This window comes from Methanosarcina sp. A14, assembly GCF_001729375.1.
Lineage (GTDB): Archaea > Halobacteriota > Methanosarcinia > Methanosarcinales > Methanosarcinaceae > Methanosarcina > Methanosarcina barkeri.
The window spans coordinates 1-20,843 of sequence record NZ_LZPK01000354.1; the positions used below are offsets into that span (position 1 = coordinate 1).

The window sequence follows — 20,843 nt, forward strand, 5'->3', positions numbered from 1 at the left end:
CCATGTCAAGGCGACGTCATGACCGTCTAGACCACGAGCCCAGTAGTTTGTTGCTTCTGTTTTTCGCACAAAAGTGCAACTCCATAGTGCGCATCATCATTTATATAAGTTTTGGGTGGTATGGACCTTTTCTAACCAAATCAACCTTCAAAAATGTGAAATTTTTGTACAGTTTGCATCGGATATTCTCTTTTGGGCTCTAATGATAAATCTTTTTAGAGATTGGGGTTTCCAATCAGCATTGAAAAATTCCTTATATATAACTTTTCAAATTCAATTACCTGATTTGTTTTTTGTAGGATATAGTTCTTTAGTAAATCAATTCAATAATACCATATATTAATCGAAAGCATAAAACCTGTTAAAGGAAAATAAAAGGTAGCTCAAAGTAAAAACAGCTCAACAAGCAAAAAGAGGCCCAATATGAAAGGTAGCACAAGAAGCTCAATGCAAAAGGCAATACAATGCAAAACATGAAAAGAGCAACAAAACTCTTTTCAGATTTCGAGGAGAAACCTGAATGAGTTCCAGCGAAGACAAGCGACTAAATAGTGGGAGCTTGAAAAGTAAAAGACCAGAATGCGAGAAGTCTTACACTGTTAAGTCATACACTTTTAAGTCTTACACTGTTATTAGTATCCCAATGGGACACTCAAACTCTTATCTAATAGTTTCAGCTGGTATGGAGATTCTTGTGGATGCAGGATTTCCGGGCAAAATCAAAAACATTCAAATTGCTCTCGAACAAAACAACCTTGTTTTTCAGAATATAGTTATGATCATTCTCACCCACACTCATTATGATCATACAGGCTGCCTTGCCGAAATAAAAAAACGAAGCGGGGCAAAAGTTCTGGTTCATGCATCAGAAGAAAGATGCCTGGAAAAGGGTATAACGCCCTTTCCGAGAGGTACCATGTGGTCCTCAAAAATGATATCGGAAATTGGGAACTCCTTGATGGTCTCTAAATCAAAATATCAGCCTGTCAATCCTGATATAGTGATAGGGAACGAATATGACCTTGGAAAATATATCCCTGGTGCAAAAGTCATTTCCACACCTGGCCATACCGTAGGTTCGATAAGCCTTGTGATTGGAAATGAAGCTGCATTCGTAGGAGATACACTTTTCAATGTTATGCCCTGGAGTATCTTTCCACCTTTTGCAGATGACATCCACGAACTTCTAGAAAGCTGGCAGACATTGATTGCTGCAAACTGCAGGACATATTTTCCAGGTCACGGCAGACCCGTATCTCTCCAGAAACTAAAAATTTCATACGAAAAAAAGACAAAAAGAAGTAAAGAAGACCTTTGAGTCTATTCCATTCTCTAAAACGGCCAATTTCAAGCTTATTATTTCCTCCAGAGTAACTGACTCTCAGGCAATCCTTACTCCTAAAATAGGATGAACTCAATATCCCGGTTGAAGGAAACATGAACGGAGAATTAGATAACACAGAGACGTCCCGGACAATCCCGGAAATCCAGGATAAAATTGATGCCGGAGATGCAATCGTTCTTACGGCTGCGGAAATTAGTGAGAAAATTCGGGTAGGGGAGGATATAAAGCTCGAAGACGTGGATGTTGTAACAACTGCAACACGTGGCATTATGAGTGGAACCTATGCCGTACTTTCGTTCAAAGTATCAGAGCCCGACTCGTTTGTTAAGGCGTCTGAAGTCCTGCTGAACGGCGTGCCGGCAGTTGTTGGTCCCTGCCCTAATGAAAGGCTTGGAATTTTGGACCTGATCGTACTCGGAACCGCTCACAGTAAGTTTGATCCTAATTATGGAGGCGGACACCTTTTCAGGGAGATGGTAGAAGGAAAAAACATTAAAGTTGATGTGACTACCAGTGAAGGAAACCATTTCTCGGTAGAAACGCGGCTATCTGAGATCACCTATGCGAAACTCAATGCAACAAGACATGCCTTTAAGAATTATCGAGCGTTTGTAAATCCCGGAAAAGAGTCTATCAAAACCATCTTTCATGCCCTGCCATTTGAAGGTGAGTTTAAGGAAATGACTTTTTGCGGTTGCGGTGAGTTAAACCCAATTGAAAACGACCCCAAGCTTGAAACTATAGGAATCGGGACAAGGGTACTTCTCAACGGAGCAGACGGATTTGTTACGGGCGCTGGCACTCGAAGCGCTCCGGATAATCCTAACCTTACTGGTTTTGCGGATATGCATGAGATGACCCCTGAGTACATGGGAGGGTTTATAACATCTGCCGGTCCTGAAATTATCAATACATGGGCTGTTCCTATCCCGATTCTTCACGAAGGAATACTGGAAAATATCCTGAAGCTGGATAAGGAAATCCCACTCAAGCTGGTAGACCTGGCAGGGCGAATTCCTCTCTGTGAGATCACCTATGGGGATGTATGGGATAATGTGGACCTGAATATTAAGTACGATCCAGAAAAATGCCTTAATTGTAAGGATTGCCTTGTAATCGAAGCCTGTCCCATGGGTGCGGTAAGCCGGAGAGAAAACGGAGCTGTACACAATCCGAAATTTTGCTTTAACTGCGGACTCTGTATCTCAAGGTGCAGAGGAGAAGCATTCAGTGCAAACCTGGGTTCCGTCAGGTGTTCAACCGGAGGCTGCCTTAGAGATATTAAGGTAACACTGCGTCAGTCCGATCGTGCAAGGGCAATTATAGCTGCCGAAGAACTCAAAGAAAAAATTCTCACAGGAAGATTCAGGCTTAATGAGCCTGTAGAAAAAATAAGCTGGAGAGAGTAAGACAACGTTCTTCTCTCCTTTAATGCTCTGTAACCTGTGATTTTTACTTTTAAAGATAAAACTTCTAATTTTTACCTTTTGAGACTTAACCTCTAATTATTATTTTTTGAGACCTATTTTCCTGATTTCAGAACCTCTTTGCTTTAAACCTCTTCAGGGCTCAAGATTTTAAAGCCTCTTCAAAACGCTTTGTAACTTTTTCAGACTTCAAGATTTTAAAGCCTCTTTAAAGCGTTTTGTAATCTCTTCAGGGCTCAGAGGGATATTGGGTGCTTTTGTATTTCCAGGCTTCAGGATTACATGGATAAAGGAAAGTTCCTGCATGGCCCGAAACTTCCTGAAAGTTTCTATTAACCCCTCTGGACTGTTTACCTTAGCCGTATTCCGAATTCCGCAAGCAGTTGCAAAAATTTCCAGGTCAATATAGCGGAGAGCACAGGTTTCCTGCGAGCCTGTGGAGCCGTAGGCACCATTGTCAAGGCAGATAACTATAAGATTCTTCGGGGCTTCTCTGGCAATTTCGAGCAGAGCATTGGGATTCATAAGCAGGCTACCGTCCCCGTCAAAGGTTACAACCGTTTTTTCGGTTCTAAGAGCAAGGCCAAGCCCTATCGACGAGACGAGCCCCATTGAACCAAACATATAAAAGTTGAGTTCTCTGTCCATGCCAGCATAAAGTTCCTTGCAGGGAACTCCCAGATTTGTTACCGTAATTTCGTCATCGAGTTGAGAAGCAATTGCGCAAATCGCATCGTTCCTGAGCATTAATGGCCTGAGGGTTTCCCTTGTAAGATTAAAACTACATGTTCTTTCCATAAGCTCTGGTTTTTCGGGCAGTCCAGCCGCTTCCCAGGCACAACAATCCGAACTTTCCCAAACTTTCGGAGAGATCAGGGCTATATGCGGCCTGAGGTTCTCAAAAGCGTCTATTATCACGGTTTCGAGGAGAGGGAGCTTTTCGGCTTCGTCAATTATTGTATATTCCAACCCTGCTCCTTCAAGGATTGCCGGGAGATGGGTGCCAAGCGGAACCTGGGCTTCGATGCCTTCAGCGTAAACCCCGCGCCAGCTTGCCAGAACAGGTAAGGGAATCCTGCAGATTACGTTCAGGGATTCCAGGGCATTAATCATATTTCCAAGCCCTGTGCTCTGGATAAGCATCATGGGCTTCCCCCCTGCAAGATAAAACCCGGCACAGATGCCCACACCATTTTCTTCTCTCGTTAGCTTGATTTCAGGAAAATTCTCAGAAACCAGGGGAAGCAGATTTTTGATCCTGTCGCAGGGCAGAGTTGCGGCAAGGTCAATACCTGCCTTTTTCATTATTGCTATGACTTCTTCTTCCGGACTTGCCATGCACATACCTCTTCAGCTTCATTTTTTCTTTAAATGTATTTATTTGGAATTACTCCAGACTCAGATCTTCAGCTCGTTTAGATATTTAGCTCGTTTAGATATTTAACTCGTTTAGATATTTAGCTCGTCTAAGGAAATATCAGGATTTTTGGCAGTAGCTACCGGCTCGATCTGATAAAGTGTGTAGTCCTCTTTCAGGCGTTTATATCCTCCACCTGCAAGGTTCAGAAGAATAGTTTCGTCCTTACCTACATTTCCTTCTTCCACAGCTTTTAGTAGAGAGGCTGTTGCAACTGCTGATGGAGGCAGAATGTCGATTCCTTCGAGGGATTCGAAAAGAGCCTTAGCTTCAAGGGCTTCTTCTCTGGTAATTGCGTACATTATTCCGTCAGTATCGGTAAGTGCATCGTATAACCCGCCCATAACCCCATATGGAGGAGTCCGGTTGGTAAGCACGGTCGCATAGGTTTCTTCTACCTGTTTCTTTGCATCCTTCATGTCAAGTTCTGGAATGATCTCTCTTCTCTTTTCCTTCCAGGCGTTGTACATGGGAACAAAAGGAAGGTTCTGGGTAAGCTGAAGTTTCGGGAGTTTTTGCCCGAACCGCCCGTCGGCTCTGAGACGCATGGCAGCTTCCCATACTGAAATTCCTCCGGTACCACTTCCTACTGCCTGGAAATAGTGATCAGGCATTTTTCCTATAGTTAATGCTGCATCCAGCATCACAGTGCCCATTCCATCTCTTCTGGCGATATTTCTTGCTCCGCCTTCGGATACCATACTAGGCAGCTTTGCAATCCTGCCTGCGAGATTGATAGCGTCAGTGTAATCGTTTCCTGGACTCATACTAATGAGATGGACAGATTCTGTGGGCTCCTCAGGCAGCCATAGCTTCGAAGCTCCGGATTCCGGTACAACTATGTAGACATCAGTTCCTGTCAAAGCCGATACGTGCGCAAAGGCCCGGCCAGTATTTCCCGCAGAGGCAAGGACTACGGCTTTTCCTCCGGTCTCTTTCAGGAGTTGCATGGTCGGGTGGGCTTCAAGTTCTTTGAAACTACAGGTTTTAATGAAAGCCCCTCTTTCAGGCCAGTACCCGCTGAACCCTATATAAAGGTTCGAAAGCCCGAGTTCTCTGGCAAAAGCTTCACTTTTGTAAGTTATGGGCCCCGCATCCGTAGTAAGTTCTTCCTGGACCGGGAGCCAGGAATGAAATCTTCCGAGACCTGGCTGGTTTCTTAACACCAGTTTTTTTTCGAAGTATTCTGCCCGTAAAAAGGCATTATCATTCTCACAGGTGAGTCTGTATTCCTGGCCGTACTCTCTTCCGCACTTAAGACATTTCAGTTTGAATTTTCCCATCGCTATCACAGAAAATTGGGCTTTTAATTAAATATGTATTCCTAAAACGTGGATAAGATTATCTTTTTGTGTTATATTTTTGAGTTAGTTATCTTATTGGGACATTTATTTTCATTTTCAAGAATCGAATCATCTTATTTTGTTTATAGATTAAATAAACTGAATAATGCAGTTAGAGGAGAAAAGATAGGAAAATTGGAAATGAATGATGAAGAACTGAGATGGAAAAAACTGAGATGAAAAAAACTGAGATGGAAAAAACTGAGATGAAAAAAACTGAGATGAAAAAAACTGAGATGAAATGAAGTGAAACTGAAATGAAGTGAAACTGAAATAAAGTGAAACTGAAATGAAAAGGTAAGAAAACTAAAAAGAAACACATTTCCCGCGCTTGAACACAGATGTAGAATTTATCTGTTGAATTGTCCAAAATTATCCATTAAAAATAGTGAAATAGAAAAAAGAGTAACGGATAAGACAGAATGAAGAAAATGAGACGACTGAAAGATAGGTAAGTAGAAGAAATAGAAAAAACGGAATAAAGGTATGAGTAGTTTCTATCATATACTTAATAATAATAATAAACGACCGGTGGAGTGACTTTTACATTTTCATAACTCCTTGTCTTGCCTTTAGGGGGATAAACAAAGGTGACAACGTCAGACTGCACCCCTAATTCATATGGATCACACAGGTAGTTTCCGGCCTCTTCTCTAGAAATGTTTAGTACCTGGAGCGAGGCACTTGATATTCCTATCGTTTGAATCTTTACTCCCTTAAATTCGGAGAAAATTTCCTTTATCTTGGGCTCCAAGTTTTTGCTGCCAAAAAGTGATATATATGCCTGAGCAAAGGGATTGAGATGGTAGTCTATGTAAATGGTCGCATTAGTCTTCTCAAACTGAATCACCATATTGTCAACGTGAATGTATTTCCCTTCTTTGAATTGATCTGCACCGGTTCCAGGAACGAATCTGGCAGCCAGTAGAATAGATGAGATTAGAAGGGCAACTACAATTATCGGTTTTGTTTTCATGGTTCTTACTCAGTAATAATCCTCTTTTCTAATATTTCTTTCCTGCAAATATTTTTTCGGTCAGGCCAGTCGCCCTTCAAAACTGAAACCTTGCCATTTTTATTGCAATTTAGTAGATGTTTAGACACCTTGCAACACCATTAAATATCGCAACACTAAAGGTATCCCACCTTTTAGATTATCTAAAAAAGAATAAAGAGGCCATAAAATGAGTAAAGATATTCATTTCATCTGCCCCAAATGCGGAAATACCACCTACGAAACCGGCGAGATCCGCACCACAGGCGGCTTTCTCAGCAAAATCTTCGATGTCCAGAACAAGAGATTCACCCATGTCACCTGCAAGCGCTGCAAATACACTGAATTCTACCAGACCAACAGCAGCATGTTGGGAGACATTTTCGATTTGTTCACTTCGTAATTAGCCAATAAAGGATTTTTTGGTGGAAATTACTTTTTCCCCCTCCTTTCGTTTTTTTGATTGCTTGTTATCCGGGACTGGACAGTAGCGTCTTTAAGGGAGCTTGTCACGCTCGACGAAGGAGAGCGGTCTTTTTGTAAATTAAGTCCAAACAAAAGAATCAGTGAAAGTGCAATAAACGGAAAAAGTTGGAATTATTCTCGCGAAACCTGCACGCTATTAGTTCTGAGATTGATTTTTATTATTAGGGATAACAAGAAAAAAGCATTTTCCTTTTAATTCTTCAATTTTACGTTCATCAAGCTTCTGAATATGTTTGTTTGTTAAAGGAGAGAATTGTTTTATTAGGGAAGTTTCAATATCATCTGTTTTTTTCTTAATACTTCCCCTTTCTCTTATAAGCATGCATTTCAATTCATTATGATCATTACAGGAATTTATTCTGTTAATCAGTTCCACAAATTCCCTGCCTTTTTCTTTTAATTTATCGAGAATTTCAGCTTCTTCAAAAATGTGGATGAGCTTTAAGGTTATTGGCTCCTGACCTGTCTGAGTATCCCTTGATGTATTAAAATCCGTATTCATTGACATTATATAGACAAATTGTTCCATTACGCCGTCAACTGGCTCTATGACGGTTTCATTCTCCCCAAGTTTTGAATATGAGTGCTTGTCAAGTGTTAAAGCAACTCCTGTAGACCCTCCATATATTGTTTTTTATCATTTCCCCAGGTATAGATTCCATTTACCATAATGTGTGCCCGGTTTCCAGCACAAAGCTGGATATTAAGTTCACTGTTTGCTTTTCTATAAAATATCTTTGGAGATGGATTTGTCTGAGGCACAAGGATTACGTCGCAGGCACGTATCAAACGCTTTCTCAACTCATCATTCACATACTCATAACAGATCATAATCCCTATTCGAAGGTCTTCTCTAAGTTTGAGAATGTGGTTCACTTCACCTGCTTCCATACCTTCCTCAAAACCGCATCCTCTTTCATCCCTTGCTGCCAGCGCTTTTTCATTGTGAACGATTTTAGAATCAGGAATCACAATAGGAGAGATATTTTTCCGTAAATCTTCGTCTCCAAACTCGCGGGTGAACAGTTTTCCGTACTTCATAAGGTTCTTTTCCTGAACATAATAGCTGCCTGCAACAACAATAATTCCATTTTCATCGGTGTACTGCTGTATTTCTTCAAGATATTCAAAAGGTATGGAAAACTCAGGGAATACCACAATATCGGCTTTTTCCTTCACAGCTTCAAGAATTGCCATTACTTTCCTGTAATAAGTCTCATCAGCCGTAAGTTTTACAATGGAATCTTCTCCATAAGCATGATATTTCAATTGCACAGCCGCAATCCGTAAATTAGAGCCTTCAAAAGAGTTGTTGCAGCAGTCATGCTGTAATATCCGAATTTTCTTATTTCCGGGTATATTTTCAAAATAGTCAATTGACCTTATGACTGGTTTTTTCTGCCCTCTTACACTGAAAGTAATTTCGTCTTTTCCTTCCGGGAAATACTTTTTCTCAAGATAATCGATTTCAAGAATATTGTTTTCTCTTTCTTCGGAGGTAAGGAATTTGTTAAAAAGAGTTCTGCTCCCTGCTTTAATTGTTAACTTACCTTTTACTTTTTCAGGGTCATCAAAGATAATTTTAAGTTTCCAGTTTTCGTAGATCAGCTTGATAGGATTGAAAGGCTCTTCAAAATAGTCTTTTGTTCTCCTGTGAATATACTCGAAAAGGCTTTCAAGGGGCCTGTATTCAATTGAATTAATTTTTTCCAGAAAATCAAAAAGAAGTTTATCCCTGGTTTTACAATCTTTTTCTTCAAAAATCTGTGGGAGGTCCTTAAATGAAGCGCAGATACTTGGATTAACATCATCAGACAGAGTTATGATAACCTCCTCTACAACCTTCTTTAATCTTGGCACATCAACTTTTCAGATTTTTCAATTTCCGTCAGGACTTCAAACAGCGCAGTATAGACGCAATAGCAAACGTTTGCTTTTTCATAAGTTTCAGTTGCTTTTTTAAACTGTTCTATTGCCTGATTGAGCAGCTCCAGATCAGGCTGCTTTGAAGAAAGTGCTTCGTTTACAAGTTTTCTCCAGAAAGGTAATATGAGGTAGAATCACAGAGTTTTGAAATAGCCTCGTCTTTTTCAACAGATTTTAACTCTTCTACTGCTTTTATAGCTTTTTCATATTCACCTGCACGTTTTCCTGTATTGGACTCAGCTCTAATGTTCTTGAGCAGAAAGTCAATATATGCACTCAGCCCTGCCCCAGTAACCAGTTCTCTTTCGTGCTTTAGCTCATATTTAATAAAAAAATCCTGATATTTTTTGCACAGCTCGACTGCTTCTTTCAGGCATCTCATCTGATTATATTGATTGCCTTTTTTTGCCTGTTCTGTATTTAACTCAATAAGCTTCATTATCGAATGGGATTTTCTACCTATCGTCATGTATTGCAAAGGTTCGGTGTAGATTTCGAGTGCGTTTTCATACCTTTGTTTAGCCTCTTCAATACGCCCCATATTAGAAAGTAAGGCACCTAAATTGTTCAGTGTTGTTCCTACGTAAGATTGATAAGATACGTTATCGGGGTCGGTTCCGAGGAGGATTTGCCTAATTTCGAGTGCCTTTTCGTACCTTTGTTTAGCCTCTTCAATACGCCCCATATCAGTAATGCCTGCATTAGATGTCCTTTTAAAGTCTGAACATAAAGAAAAATATCAATTTCTTTCGCCTGGCCTGCGGCTTCTTCGGCTTTTTCAAGTGCTTTTAAAGCTTCCTTGTTCTGACCTTTTTGCATTAGCTCTAAAGCTTCATTATAGGAACTTATTGCTGAATCTCTCAAACTCTCCAACATAATAAAAAAATAAGTTAAGGATGGCTTAAACATTGTGTTTTTTTTCTCGATGGAGTTACAGCAAAAAGCGTGAGAATAAAGATTATTTGCTTTTCTTTCTTTGCATACTTGGAAAAGCCGCGCCATGGGCGCGTGGACAAATTCGACCTCAGGCGGCTGACTACAGCTGCTATGGATTAGATTTTAAACCGCTTGATTTCTTCCCACTTGAAATGGAGTTATTTTATTTTTGCACTCAGGGTCTTTTTATTCAGGTATTAGGAATCTCATTTTAACCCACATTTTTAATAATTTGATAGTTATTGACTTCTAAAGAGGGTATTTGGGAAAAGGTAAATAATGTGAATAGAGAAATGAAATAAGAATAAGATTGAGATTCGGGGGAAGGGTAGAATCGAGATTCCTGAGTTTAGAAAAAAAGAAAAGATATACCTACTGCTTGTGAGCATCTTTCTCGCAGCTATCCTCTGTTATACCTTCTATATCGGACAGCTTCTCTGGGGCATAGTTATTGATGTTCTCATTCTGAGGCTTTATTTCCTCATGAAAAGGGAAAAGAGTTACTTCAGGGAGTGTTCCCTGGATGAAAAAGAAGCAGGAACTCCGCTAGATCCCCAAATAAAAAAGAGATTTCGGCTTGCAAACATTCTTATTACTCTCTTCGTGCTTGGACTGATTATTTACTCGTACTTTACTTATCAGTTTCTCTCAGGGATCGTTGCAGGCCTGCTGATTTTGCTTTATATACACATGCTGCTGTTTTCGAAGGAGAAACTGTAAAAAGTAAAGTGTTTGGACTGTTGTGAGCTTTAAGAGATTACAGGCTCTATGACGCTGCCCTCTAGGATTCAACTCTCTATGCTACTGCCGGCGAATTTGAGATAAAAACCTTAAAGCTTTTCCGGATTTTCCGAATTATCCGGATTCAGGTTTTCCGTATTCTCCAGTTTTTCCAGTTTTTCCTGTTCCGGTTTTTCTGGGTTCTCCAAGGTTTCCTGTTCTTCCAGCTTTCCCAGAGTTTCTGACTTTTCCTGCTCTTCCAGAGTTTCCAGTTTTTCAAGCCTTTCCCGGGTCAAAGCGATAGCTTCTTGAATATTCCTATCTTCTGGCTGCTGAGCGAGAATATTTTCCTGCATGGCGAGGGCTTTTTCAAGGCTTTGTTTTGCCGTATCAGATTTTTCAGGGCCCTGCTGGATAAGGCAGTTTCCAAGCTGGCTGAGCGCAACCGCGAGTTCGGCCTGATAGCCCGGGTTGTCGGGCTTTTCTTCAAGCAGCTTTCCATAAAGCTCAATCACCTGACTGAGAATTTCGCCTGCTTCCTCAAAAGAACCCATGTCCGTAAGGAGAGCTGCATAATTGTTCAGGTTCTCACCGGCAGCAGATCTAAAGACTACGTTTTCAGGTTCTTTCGCCAGAAGATTTATATAGATCTCTCGGGCCCGAGTGTAATATTCGACAGCTTGCGGCTTTTCACCTTTACTTTTTAGCAGGTTCCCGGTATTGCTCAGGGTTGTGCCCATATAGTGCTGGTAGTCGTGATTTTCAGGATTAACTTTAAGAAGTTCTGAACCTGCATCAATCGCCTTTTCGTAGGTCTCGAGAGCTTCATCATATTTTGCCTCAGTATAATAGATGCCCCCGCGCATAAACAGAATATAATATACTGCGTCAGTTGCTTTCGCTTTTCTTGCAGAATCTTCGGCTTTGCTTAAGGTTTCAAGAGCTTTATCCAGCTTGCCTTTTTTTATCTGGGTTACTGCACTGTGAATTTGCTTCAGAAGGAGAAGATTTCTGACCTTGCCTCTGGACATAAGAGAAAAATACCTCTTGTTTTTTAAATAACTGTTGATATCGGGTTATGGACAGCTGGCAGGATGTGGCTTAAAGTTAGATCTTAATTACTTCTCAGTGATCTGAACTGGTATAAACTGATCTGAATTAGCTCCTAAGTAACTCTGGTCTAAATTAGCGAATAATGCTCAATGTATATATAGGGGAGATAGCATAAAAGAGTTGAAATTATCTAAATGATTTGAAAATTAACTTTCTATTATATATTAGAGTCAAATATACAAATTTAAATGGTATAACAACAAAAAGTTTCTAGATTATATATAACAAAATGTTTCTATAAATGATATATACACTGGCAGGTTAATTATATATACAGCAAGTTAATATAATTAGCAGAAATATGGGTGGGGTCACAGTAACTGGAAGCATTCGTTATTGTGGCATCCTCTTTTTACCAATCATTTTATCACTAAAAGGTTATTATTTTTTTCGATAACGTCAAGTATATATATTGATCAGTAACGTCTATTGAATAACGTTCGAATATGTGAGCTAACCATGGTGTATAATAATAATCAGAACATAGGCGAGTCTTCGGGGAAGATAGACGAACCCGCTGAAAATATAGGCGAGTCCGTTCAGGACGGAGACACGTCTGCGGCCGATCAGAAGAAGGAGGAGTCCGGTGGGGGTATGACCGAGCCCGAATCCAATCAGGTTAAGGCCGAGTCTGAGTCAGATCAGGATACGTATGAAGACGTTGACATCGGCTTTTCATTTGACAATACTTCTAATATAGATGTACCCAAACTTCTTATCGACCAAGTGCTGGGTCAGGAACATGCCGTCGAAGTCGTAAAAAAAGCGGCCGGTCAGAGACGGCATATCATGATGATAGGAACCCCAGGAACAGGGAAATCTCTGCTTGCAAAAGCAATGGCAGAACTTCTTCCAAAAGAAGAGCTAAAGGATATTCTTGTATATCCTAATATGGAAGACCTTAACAATCCTAAAATAAGGGAAGTTCCCGCCGGAAAGGGCAGAGAAATCGTCATGGCTCACAAGATGGAGGCCAGAAAGAAAGCTCAGGCCAGAAATATGCTCATGATGCTTTTTGTTGTGGGCATTATCATCTACTCTTATTTTGTTGGTCAATTACTCTGGGGCATTATTGCAGGCATTATGATTCTCATGCTAACTCGCCAGTTCTTGCCTAAAGAAGAAATGATGATCCCGAAACTGGCGGTTTCAAATTATGACAAAGAGCATGCACCTTATATCGACGCAACAGGAGCTCACGCAGGAGCTCTGCTTGGAGATGTAAGGCACGACCCATTCCAGTCCGGCGGGCTTGAAACTCCTGCTCACGACAGAGTAGAGGCTGGAGATATCCACAAGGCCCACAAAGGTGTGCTCTTTATTGACGAAATCAACACTCTCAAACTGGAATCCCAGCAGAGCCTCCTGACTGCACTTCAGGAAAGGGAATACCCAATTACCGGGCAGTCTGAGAGAAGTTCAGGAGCTCTTGTTAAGACCGAGCCTGTACCCTGCGATTTTATTATGGTATCTGCAGGAAACCTCGACGCCGTGCAGAAGATGCACCCTGCGCTCAGGTCAAGAATAAAAGGTTACGGCTACGAAGTTTACATGCAGGATTCTATGGAAGATACTCCTGAGAACCGGAAGAAAATGGTTCGTTTCGTTGCCCAGGAAGTTGTTCGGGACGGGCATATTCCTCACTTTGATGAAGGTGCAGTGGAAGAAGTAATTCGGGAAGCTAGAAGACGGGCAGGCAGGAAAGGGCACCTTACCCTGAAGCTTCGTGACCTTGGCGGACTTGTACGCGTAGCAGGAGACATTGCCCATTCCGAAGGTGCTCCATTAACAACCGCTGAGCACGTACTTGCAGCAAAAAGAATCGCAAGATCTATTGAACAGCAGCTTGCAGATAGTTATCTAGAAAACCGCAAAGATTACGAATCCTTCCTTAGAAAAGGTTCTGCTGTGGGCAGGGTCAACGGACTTGCAGTCATGGGTGGAGATTCAGGAATTGTACTTCCCATAGTATCCGAAGTCACCCCTGCACTTTCCGGAGCCGAAGGGCGTATTATAGCAACGGGTAAGCTTAAAATGATTGCGAAGGAAGCAGTGTTAAATGTCTCTGCCGTGATTAAAAACATGACAGGCACGGACATATCCAGACATGATGTTCATATCCAGTTTGTAGGGACCTACGAAGGTGTCGAAGGAGACAGTGCATCAGTTTCCATTGCAACAGCCGTCATATCTGCCATTGAGAAGATTCCTGTAGACCAGACCGTGGCAATGACAGGTTCCCTTTCAGTCAGGGGAGATGTCCTGCCTGTAGGTGGAGTTACCTATAAAATTGAAGCTGCAGCCCGGGCAGGCATTAAGAAAGTAATTATCCCCAAAGCAAACGAGGCAGATGTCCTTATCGAAAAGGCGTACAAAGAGAAAATTCAGATCATTCCTGTCTCCTCTATTGCGGAAGTAATGGAACACAGTCTTGTAGGTCCGAAAAAAAACTCAATTATCGAAAAATTGCGAAACATTACAAAACTCAGCTTCGATATTCCTGAGGTATCACCTGCTTCCGTGCAGGCTAAGAACCTTTTTGGATGCAGGAACTGATCATGACTATTATGCAGGATATTAAATTTTATGACTGCAGAGTAATTGAGGGCAGTTCCACCTCAATTATTCTGGATAACGGAAAGATCGAGGAACTATCCAGAAACTTTACACGGGGAGCCGGTGTAAGGGCTCTCTGTGGTGGTTCCTGGGGTTATACGTCTGTGGAAGGGGAAATCAACCTCAAACAGGGTGTCGAGGCAGCCTCAAAACTTGCTATTTCTATGAATGCCAGTACCCCCAAGGAAGACGTGGAACTTGCAACCATAAATCCTCCGGAAGTAAAGAATCTCCCTGAGATCAGAATCGATCCAAGGGATGTTTCTATTGAGGAAAAAGTCGATCTTTTAAAAAGCATAGAAGCCCATGCAAAAGTAAAGGGCATCAACAGCACCAAGGTAATGTACCTGGAATCCGAATTTAAAGTAGAATACAGGAGTTCCGATGGAATTGAAGGTGCTTATGAGCTTATGAACGTTGGTTTTGCGGTTTCGGCAGTTGCTTCGGAAAATGGGGTATATCAGGCAGGCAGAGAGAGCCGTTTTGGATACGGGTATGAGGTTTTCGAGAAAGAAAATGTTCTGGAACTTGCTGGTAAGGCAGGAAATACTGCAATAGAACTTCTCAAAGCGAAAACCCCTAAAGGCGGAGAAATGCCTGTGGTCCTTGACCAGGAACTAGCTGGCGTCTTTGCCCACGAAGCCGTTGGACACGCAGCTGAAGCTGATCTTGTCCTTGAGGGAGACTCCATCCTTGAAAACCGGATAGGAGAACAGATTGCATCTCCCCTTGTTACGATTATCGATGACCCTACCCTACATAAGTTTGGATACTATCCTTTTGATGCCGAAGGGGCACAATCAAAAAGGACAGAAATAATCAAGAACGGGGTTTTTAATTCTTATCTCCATTCCCGGGAAACTGCAGCGAAACTTGGAGGAACTCCAGGGAACTGCAGAGCTCAGGGCTATTCAATGCCCGTTGTAAGGATGAGCAATACATTCATAGATAACGGGGATGCCAGGTTTGAAGAGATGCTTGAAGAGGTAAAAGATGGGATGTACCTCATAGGCTCAAGAGGAGGGCAGGTAAATACCGGAGAAGGAATTTTCCAGTTCAATGCCGAAAAAGGGTACCTGATAAGAAACGGAGAACTCACAGAACTTGTACGGGACGTTTCTCTCTCCGGCAAAACTCTTGAGATTCTCAACCATGTGGCACTTGTGGGCAACGACCTTAAAATGACTGCAGGCAGATGCGGAAAAGCCGGGCAGCTTGTATCCGTATCAGATGGTTCTCCTCATCTGGCTATCTCAAAAGCCCTTGTGGGAGGTGCCTGAAGATGTACGAGCTTGCAAGAAAAGCTCTCAAGCTTGCAGAAAAAGCAGGGGCTGAAGAAGCTGAAATTTATTATGCTGCAAACCACTCAACAGGCGTGAATTTTAGAAAAGACGCTCTTGAGAATGCTAAAGACCGTTTCTCGGAAGGCATAGGAATCAGGGCTATAGTAAACGGAGCCGTGGGCTTTGCCAGCACGAATTCGGCAGCACAAATAGAGGATGCTGTTGAGGTTGCAGTTGCCGAAGCCAGGGTAAGAGAAAGTGACCCTGATTGGGTAAGTCTTCCTTCTAACGGGAAATATCCCACTGTCTCGGGTATCTTCGATAAAAAAGTAGAGACTCTGGAACTTGAATCCTGTATTGAGTATGCTCTGGCACTTATTGAAGGCACAAAAGAAGTTCCAGGCACGCTTCCAACATCAGGAGGCTTTACCCGGTCAAAGGGCAAGCAACTTATCCTGAACACAAATGGTATAGAAATCGAAGAGGAATCAACAGCAATTTCCGGTTTTGTGGATGTCATTACTGTAAACGGGCAGGCTTCAACAGCCTATGACTTTGGGATTTCCCGTTCTCTGGATATTGATTTCTTTGCCCTCGGAAAGAATGCAGCCGAGCTTGCAATGAAGTCCAATGGCGGAATAAAGATCGAACCGCAAAAAACCGATGTGGTTTTCCATCCGTTTGCCATTTCAGACATTATAGAGGAAGCGCTTGCTCCTTCGCTTGATGCCGATAATGTCCAGAAGGGAAGGTCAGGCTTGATAGATAAAGTAGGAGAAGAGCTGGCGGTGCCTGAACTCAGTATCTACGATGATGGACTCATTGAAGCAGGAATAGAAACATCGGCTTCGGATGACGAAGGTGTTCCTTCGCAACGCACTACCGTGATTGGAAAAGGTGTGCTTGAGACTTACCTCTATGACAGTTATACCGCAGGAAAAGCAGGCGTAAAGAGTACAGGAAACAGCTCAAGGTTTTCTTACACAAGCCCTCCTTCAGTAGGGCTCAGGAACGTTATCGTTGATTATCCTCAGACAGATGTTATTGCCGATACGCAGTCAGGGATCTTCGTAAACACGGTAATCGGCGCCCACACAGCAAACTCGATTTCAGGAGACTTCTCCGTAGAGGCCAGAAATGCCTTCACAATCAAAGACGGAGCTCTTGATAAGCCTATAAAATCCCTTATGATTTCTGGCAATGCTTTCGAGCTCTTGAAACAGATCTCAGGAGCAGGCTTTGATGTCAGGAAAGTTGGAGGAATAATTACACCTTCTATCCGGGTTTCGGATATGAGTGTTATAGGTTAAGGGCTCTTAAAAGAGCCTGTCTTCTTTCTTTTTTCAAGAATTGATATGTTGATTACTACCTCGACTATGCCAGATTAGACAGTTATTCCAATTGTATTTATTGATTTTACTACGAACAATAACTTTGTATTTTTGGCTTATCTCCTTTCGAGTATCTCCTTTTGAATATCTCCTTTCGAATCTGTTTTGCCACATAACTAACTTGTTTCTAACATGTCATACACAGGTCCACTTTTATATGAACTCATGTTTGGGACATATGTGATCTTATGAACATGTGAGATACAGCTATAGTTTCAAAAACATCATTAGCAATTAATTTTCATATTTTAATATCTGCCTGCCAATACAGGTTACATGCAATTGTGATTATAAGTCCTAAATACAGATTCTCTAGTAATTATATGTTTTTAATTATATATAATAATTATTAAAAACCATCGTTTTTACAGGTAAAAAATACAATCAGTAAAAATACGGTTCTGTATACGGCTCTGTATTGTTTTGAATGGGGAATTAAGTGGGAGATTATTTTCCGAATTTTAACTTTGATCACTCAGAATATTACTCAGAATACTTGATTCAAAGAAAAAATTTTGAGTTTATAGATTAAGCTTTTAAATAAAAAGGTGAAGATAATGCAAACGAAAGCCAAATGGACGTACATGGTTTATATGGCCGGTGATAATAATTTATCAACGGCTGGTGATGAAGATCTAAAAGAGATGAGACAAGTCGGTTCGAGCTCTGAAGTTAATGTTTTAGTCCAATTTGATAATGCGGGTATTGAAGGCACCAGGCGTTTCTATATTCAACGTGGGGGTATCAACGAGAAGGTTGAATGTTTAGGAAAAACCGACTCTGGAGATCCGCTTGTTCTCGAGAATTTCATAGCCTGGTCTTGTAAACATTATCCAGCCGAACGCTACGCATTAATTTTGTGGAATCATGGTGGGGGATGGAAACCTGGTGATTTTGACAGGCTCGCCAGATATGAGAGGACCAGGAATTGGAATGTACGTGAAGCGAATTTTTTATCAGCGTCAGAATTAAAGAGAACCTTATTCAATACGACTATCAGTAATATCCTTAATTTGGACTTACCGGAATTGAGGGAGATCTGTATCGATGATGGATCAGGCCATTCTCTAGACACAATAGAGCTAGGCAAAGTCCTTGCTTATGCAAAAGAAATAATTGGACAAACATTGGATATTCTGGGTATGGATGCTTGCCTTATGAGTAACTTCGAAGTGGCTTATCAAGCAGCACCATACGTAAAATATATTGTTGCATCTGAGGCAAATGAGCCTAATGAAGGATGGCCATACGAAGCCATACTTGACATGCTGTCCAAAAATCCGGAGATTGCAACGCCAGATATTTGTTGTGAGATTGTGAAGGTTTATACAGAAACTTACAAAAAATGGGGTCGATCTAATGTGACTCAGTCGGCTTTCGACCTTTCAAGAGTTAAAGATACCACAAAGAGTTTAGATTCGCTGGCTAAAGCATTGATTGATAAGATGCCTGATGTAATTAATAATATGCAGAGAGCTCAAAACAAATCGAAGAGCTTTTGCACCTACACTCTATGGGATGTGTCCCATTTTTGCAAGGTATTATCAGGTTTAATTCAGGACGATAATCTAAATCAGGCGATACAAAAAGTTATCACTGAATTTGAACCTAATTCGGAAAAATTCATTATTGCAGAATCGCATCTTGGAAATGGCTATGACCAATGTTGTGGAGCATCAATTTATTTAATTCCACCACTTCTTCCCGTTTCGGAATATTATGCAGACTTAGAATTTGCGAAAAACTGCAAAAGTTGGCCACTTATGCTTCAAAAATACCACGATTAATATCACAAGTAATGATCGGGAAAAATTAAAAATTTAATTTATTGGTCATCGGTTACGGAATTTTCTTACCTGAAAGCTATCGATTTTGCATTCGAAGTCAGCCTTAAATTTTAGCCTATTTACATGAAATAGGTACCAGGTTCCAGCTCATAGTTTATTAAAATATTTGATTAATGTTGAGGACATTGACGCAATTTATCACAAATCCTTACTTAACCGAAGACGCATGAAATTTAATTACATCAGGAGCGCAGATGATCACCAATATCCCCTCTCAAGCATGGATTGAAGCAAAATCTTACATGGATTGAAGCAAAACCTTAACATTATACATAGATAATATGAAGGATGTCCAGAACCATTAGACCTAATTTAAAATTAACTAAAATTCATCTCATCTATAAAAAACTCAACCAAATAGAAATGTGATCTGAAGGAATAAGATCCCAAATATCTTGGAGGTAAAGTCCATACTTGATTTTTAGAAGATTTGATGAATACCACAAATAAGATCAATAGATCAGTATAAAATAAGTAATATATTAGTTGAACAGGAAACTCTTATTAACAAAGGTTAATTACCGAAGATTATTGTCGGACAACCTGTTTAGGGTGGGATAGCCGCCCTAAAACAAATGAAAGTTTATGGCTTTTATCATTTTTCAATTTTCGTTTTCGGCTTCACCTTTTACGACCATCACAGGTGTTTTTGAATGCCTTACTACATTTTCGGCTATGCTTCCAAGCAGGAACCTATTAAGCCCGGTTCTTCCAAGTGTACCCATAACTATAAGATCCATATCTTCCTGTTCTGCAAATTTCATAATTCTGTCTGCAGGATGCCCTTCAAGAATTACCGGTTCGACCTTAACACCTGAAACTTTTCCCGCCTCTTCAACAAAAGTAACGGCTTTTTTCGCTTCAGCCTCGAGAATTTCTCTCAGTGACTCCTCCCACCCGAAATTTCTCGGAGTATAGCCCGCTGAAGCAATTACGTATACGGAGTAGAGTCTTGCTCCAGTAATCTTAGCAAGCTGAAGTGCTGCCTCAATTGCCTTTTCTACCTGTTTCGAACCGTCGGTTGCAATCATTATTTTGTCGTAACTTTTGTCTTCCAAATTAAAATCCCCCAATTAAAGCTCCATATTTTTATATTACGATTTTTACGTTACAATTTTTACACTACAATTTTTACACTACAATTTTTATACTACAATTTTTACACTACAATTTTTATACTACAATTTTTACACTACATTGTACAACTCTTATTCCGGAGCTTTCTATTACATCTTTGGAAATCTCTCTTGTGCAGACATTTGTATGTTTTTGGCTCTTCGTTGTTTTGTGTGGATATCCTCGTAATGTCTTCATAAAAACCAATGCGGTCTCGAATTGAAAATCATCTTATCCACAGGGAATGACAAAGAGCCTGTTTATTCACACCTGATGGGAAAATACATCTCCCAATACTGATATAGAGAGTCATATATAAATTACTTTTTCATTAAGTGTTATTATTTACTAATTAGATTCCCTCATCCCTGATATGCAACAAAAAATAATATTGTTTTAATATTATTTTACTGTTTTAATTCAGTATATTAGCTATATAGGGACAAAAAGTCCTCGAAGTTGAATTTATTCTCGACCATTCTGACACAAAAAGGAATTCTTTTTTTGCATACCAGAACGCTTATATATGGTTTAATCCTCACAAGGAGGTTGGTGAACGGGTAAGCTCAAATCAAATATTATTGACAATAATTATATCCAACATATTTTAACCTCCTCCAAAAAACCCCGTTCACAAACATATTTTTTATATTTTTCTTAAGTATATGCAAGTAATTTTTAGTTATTTTTTTAATTTCTTTTCTGTGAGAACTTCCTCTTCAATTTTTGAACATGCATTTTAGATAAATATCCTCCAAACAATTCCTTCACCGTTATCTTCTGTACCACTACTCCCTCATCGATAGCTTCCGTACTGATGCGCCCTTGCACTGATATTCCGTACTGATGCACTCTTGCACCGCTGGCTCCCATTGATAGCCCC

17 protein-coding genes and 1 pseudogene are annotated in these 20,843 nt (G+C 40.6%); 8 read left to right on the plus strand and 10 right to left on the minus strand.

Going from position 1 to position 20,843, the window contains the following annotated elements; genetic code table 11:
• Nucleotides 1-520 precede the first annotated feature (520 nt).
• Nucleotides 521-1,318 carry an MBL fold metallo-hydrolase gene (locus A9239_RS15325; protein WP_080941424.1) on the plus strand — a complete coding sequence of 266 codons (798 nt, stop codon included), beginning with the start codon at nucleotides 521-523 and terminating at the stop codon, nucleotides 1,316-1,318.
• Nucleotides 1,319-1,437: 119 nt separating this feature from the next.
• Nucleotides 1,438-2,754, plus strand: a complete 1,317-nt coding sequence (locus A9239_RS15330; RefSeq protein ID WP_048116440.1) for a methanogenesis marker 16 metalloprotein — start codon at nucleotides 1,438-1,440, stop codon at nucleotides 2,752-2,754.
• Nucleotides 2,755-2,961: 207 nt separating this feature from the next.
• Here A9239_RS15330 and comE read toward each other — a convergent pair whose 3' ends face one another.
• The 3 genes from comE to A9239_RS15345 all read right to left on the minus strand — a co-directional run bounded on the left by comE (nucleotide 2,962) and on the right by A9239_RS15345 (nucleotide 6,508).
• The gene (comE, locus tag A9239_RS15335) at nucleotides 2,962-4,110 is read right to left on the minus strand and encodes a sulfopyruvate decarboxylase subunit beta (protein ID WP_141706485.1); all 1,149 of its coding nucleotides are present in this window, start codon (nucleotides 4,108-4,110) and stop codon (nucleotides 2,962-2,964) included.
• A gap of 111 nt (nucleotides 4,111-4,221) precedes the next feature.
• Nucleotides 4,222-5,472, minus strand: coding sequence for a cysteate synthase (locus A9239_RS15340; RefSeq protein WP_048122656.1), 1,251 nt, complete (start codon nucleotides 5,470-5,472; stop codon nucleotides 4,222-4,224).
• Between the two features lie 568 nt (nucleotides 5,473-6,040).
• On the minus strand, nucleotides 6,041-6,508 hold the full coding sequence (locus A9239_RS15345; RefSeq protein WP_048116436.1) for a hypothetical protein: 468 nt from the start codon (nucleotides 6,506-6,508) through the stop codon (nucleotides 6,041-6,043).
• Between the two features lie 208 nt (nucleotides 6,509-6,716).
• Between A9239_RS15345 and A9239_RS18565 the strand changes: the two genes are divergently transcribed.
• Complete coding sequence (locus A9239_RS18565; RefSeq protein ID WP_080941422.1) at nucleotides 6,717-6,929, plus strand: zinc ribbon domain-containing protein; 213 nt, start codon at nucleotides 6,717-6,719, stop codon at nucleotides 6,927-6,929.
• Nucleotides 6,930-7,148: 219 nt separating this feature from the next.
• On the opposite strand, the gene A9239_RS15350 is transcribed toward A9239_RS18565, so the two are convergent.
• The 3 genes from A9239_RS15350 to A9239_RS15360 form a co-directional block, all read right to left on the minus strand.
• Nucleotides 7,149-7,541, minus strand: a complete 393-nt coding sequence (locus A9239_RS15350) for a hypothetical protein (protein ID WP_141706486.1) — start codon at nucleotides 7,539-7,541, stop codon at nucleotides 7,149-7,151.
• A 68-nt stretch (nucleotides 7,542-7,609) separates the two neighbouring features.
• Nucleotides 7,610-8,872 (minus strand): nitrilase-related carbon-nitrogen hydrolase, encoded by a 1,263-nt coding sequence (locus A9239_RS15355; protein WP_048116433.1) that lies wholly within the window; start codon nucleotides 8,870-8,872, stop codon nucleotides 7,610-7,612.
• Between the two features lie 163 nt (nucleotides 8,873-9,035).
• Complete coding sequence (locus A9239_RS15360) at nucleotides 9,036-9,623, minus strand: tetratricopeptide repeat protein (protein WP_080941421.1); 588 nt, start codon at nucleotides 9,621-9,623, stop codon at nucleotides 9,036-9,038.
• A gap of 632 nt (nucleotides 9,624-10,255) precedes the next feature.
• On the opposite strand from A9239_RS15360, the gene A9239_RS15370 reads away from it, so the two are divergent.
• Nucleotides 10,256-10,594 carry a hypothetical protein gene (locus A9239_RS15370; protein ID WP_052712880.1) on the plus strand — a complete coding sequence of 113 codons (339 nt, stop codon included), beginning with the start codon at nucleotides 10,256-10,258 and terminating at the stop codon, nucleotides 10,592-10,594.
• Between the two features lie 110 nt (nucleotides 10,595-10,704).
• On the opposite strand, the gene A9239_RS15375 is transcribed toward A9239_RS15370, so the two are convergent.
• Nucleotides 10,705-11,625: a tetratricopeptide repeat protein gene (locus A9239_RS15375; protein WP_230629062.1), complete on the minus strand. Its 921-nt coding sequence runs from the start codon at nucleotides 11,623-11,625 to the stop codon at nucleotides 10,705-10,707.
• 541 nt (nucleotides 11,626-12,166) lie between these two features.
• On the opposite strand from A9239_RS15375, the gene lonB reads away from it, so the two are divergent.
• The 4 genes from lonB (at nucleotide 12,167) to A9239_RS15395 (ending at nucleotide 18,784) form a co-directional block, all read left to right on the plus strand.
• Nucleotides 12,167-14,263 (plus strand): ATP-dependent protease LonB, encoded by a 2,097-nt coding sequence (gene lonB / locus A9239_RS15380; protein ID WP_048116427.1) that lies wholly within the window; start codon nucleotides 12,167-12,169, stop codon nucleotides 14,261-14,263.
• Entirely contained in the window at nucleotides 14,251-15,603 is a 1,353-nt protein-coding gene (locus A9239_RS15385) for a TldD/PmbA family protein (protein ID WP_048116425.1), read from the plus strand. Before lonB ends, A9239_RS15385 begins: the two co-directional genes overlap by 13 nt.
• A gap of 2 nt (nucleotides 15,604-15,605) precedes the next feature.
• Complete coding sequence (locus A9239_RS15390) at nucleotides 15,606-16,916, plus strand: TldD/PmbA family protein (RefSeq protein WP_048116423.1); 1,311 nt, start codon at nucleotides 15,606-15,608, stop codon at nucleotides 16,914-16,916.
• A 638-nt stretch (nucleotides 16,917-17,554) separates the two neighbouring features.
• Nucleotides 17,555-18,784, plus strand: coding sequence for a clostripain-related cysteine peptidase (locus tag A9239_RS15395; RefSeq protein WP_048116421.1), 1,230 nt, complete (start codon nucleotides 17,555-17,557; stop codon nucleotides 18,782-18,784).
• A gap of 270 nt (nucleotides 18,785-19,054) precedes the next feature.
• On the opposite strand, the pseudogene A9239_RS18575 reads toward A9239_RS15395, so the two are convergent.
• From A9239_RS18575 to A9239_RS15405, 3 genes and pseudogenes are all read right to left on the minus strand, one after another.
• Nucleotides 19,055-19,288, minus strand: a pseudogene (locus A9239_RS18575) (IS5/IS1182 family transposase); the annotation flags it as partial.
• A gap of 158 nt (nucleotides 19,289-19,446) precedes the next feature.
• On the minus strand, nucleotides 19,447-19,902 hold the full coding sequence (locus A9239_RS15400) for a universal stress protein (RefSeq protein WP_048157078.1): 456 nt from the start codon (nucleotides 19,900-19,902) through the stop codon (nucleotides 19,447-19,449).
• Between the two features lie 748 nt (nucleotides 19,903-20,650).
• Nucleotides 20,651-20,833: a hypothetical protein gene (locus A9239_RS15405; protein ID WP_048116419.1), complete on the minus strand. Its 183-nt coding sequence runs from the start codon at nucleotides 20,831-20,833 to the stop codon at nucleotides 20,651-20,653.
• Nucleotides 20,834-20,843: the final 10 nt, after the last annotated feature.

Bases quoted from the DNA above. Each gene is read 5' to 3' on its own strand.
- A9239_RS15350 (WP_141706486.1), bottom strand. From the start codon at position 7,541: ATGGAACAATTTGTCTATATAATGTCAATGAATACGGATTTTAATACA.
- A9239_RS15345 (WP_048116436.1), bottom strand. From the start codon at position 6,508: ATGAAAACAAAACCGATAATTGTAGTTGCCCTTCTAATCTCATCTATT.
- A9239_RS18565 (WP_080941422.1), top strand. From the start codon at position 6,717: ATGAGTAAAGATATTCATTTCATCTGCCCCAAATGCGGAAATACCACC.
- lonB (WP_048116427.1), top strand. From the start codon at position 12,167: ATGGTGTATAATAATAATCAGAACATAGGCGAGTCTTCGGGGAAGATA.
- A9239_RS15330 (WP_048116440.1), top strand. From the start codon at position 1,438: ATGAACGGAGAATTAGATAACACAGAGACGTCCCGGACAATCCCGGAA.
- A9239_RS15390 (WP_048116423.1), top strand. From the start codon at position 15,606: ATGTACGAGCTTGCAAGAAAAGCTCTCAAGCTTGCAGAAAAAGCAGGG.
- A9239_RS15375 (WP_230629062.1), bottom strand. From the start codon at position 11,625: ATGTCCAGAGGCAAGGTCAGAAATCTTCTCCTTCTGAAGCAAATTCAC.
- A9239_RS15360 (WP_080941421.1), bottom strand. From the start codon at position 9,623: ATGGGGCGTATTGAAGAGGCTAAACAAAGGTACGAAAAGGCACTCGAA.
- A9239_RS15340 (WP_048122656.1), bottom strand. From the start codon at position 5,472: ATGGGAAAATTCAAACTGAAATGTCTTAAGTGCGGAAGAGAGTACGGC.
- A9239_RS15325 (WP_080941424.1), top strand. From the start codon at position 521: ATGAGTTCCAGCGAAGACAAGCGACTAAATAGTGGGAGCTTGAAAAGT.
- A9239_RS15405 (WP_048116419.1), bottom strand. From the start codon at position 20,833: ATGGGAGCCAGCGGTGCAAGAGTGCATCAGTACGGAATATCAGTGCAA.
- A9239_RS15385 (WP_048116425.1), top strand. From the start codon at position 14,251: ATGCAGGAACTGATCATGACTATTATGCAGGATATTAAATTTTATGAC.
- comE (WP_141706485.1), bottom strand. From the start codon at position 4,110: ATGGCAAGTCCGGAAGAAGAAGTCATAGCAATAATGAAAAAGGCAGGT.
- A9239_RS15395 (WP_048116421.1), top strand. From the start codon at position 17,555: ATGCAAACGAAAGCCAAATGGACGTACATGGTTTATATGGCCGGTGAT.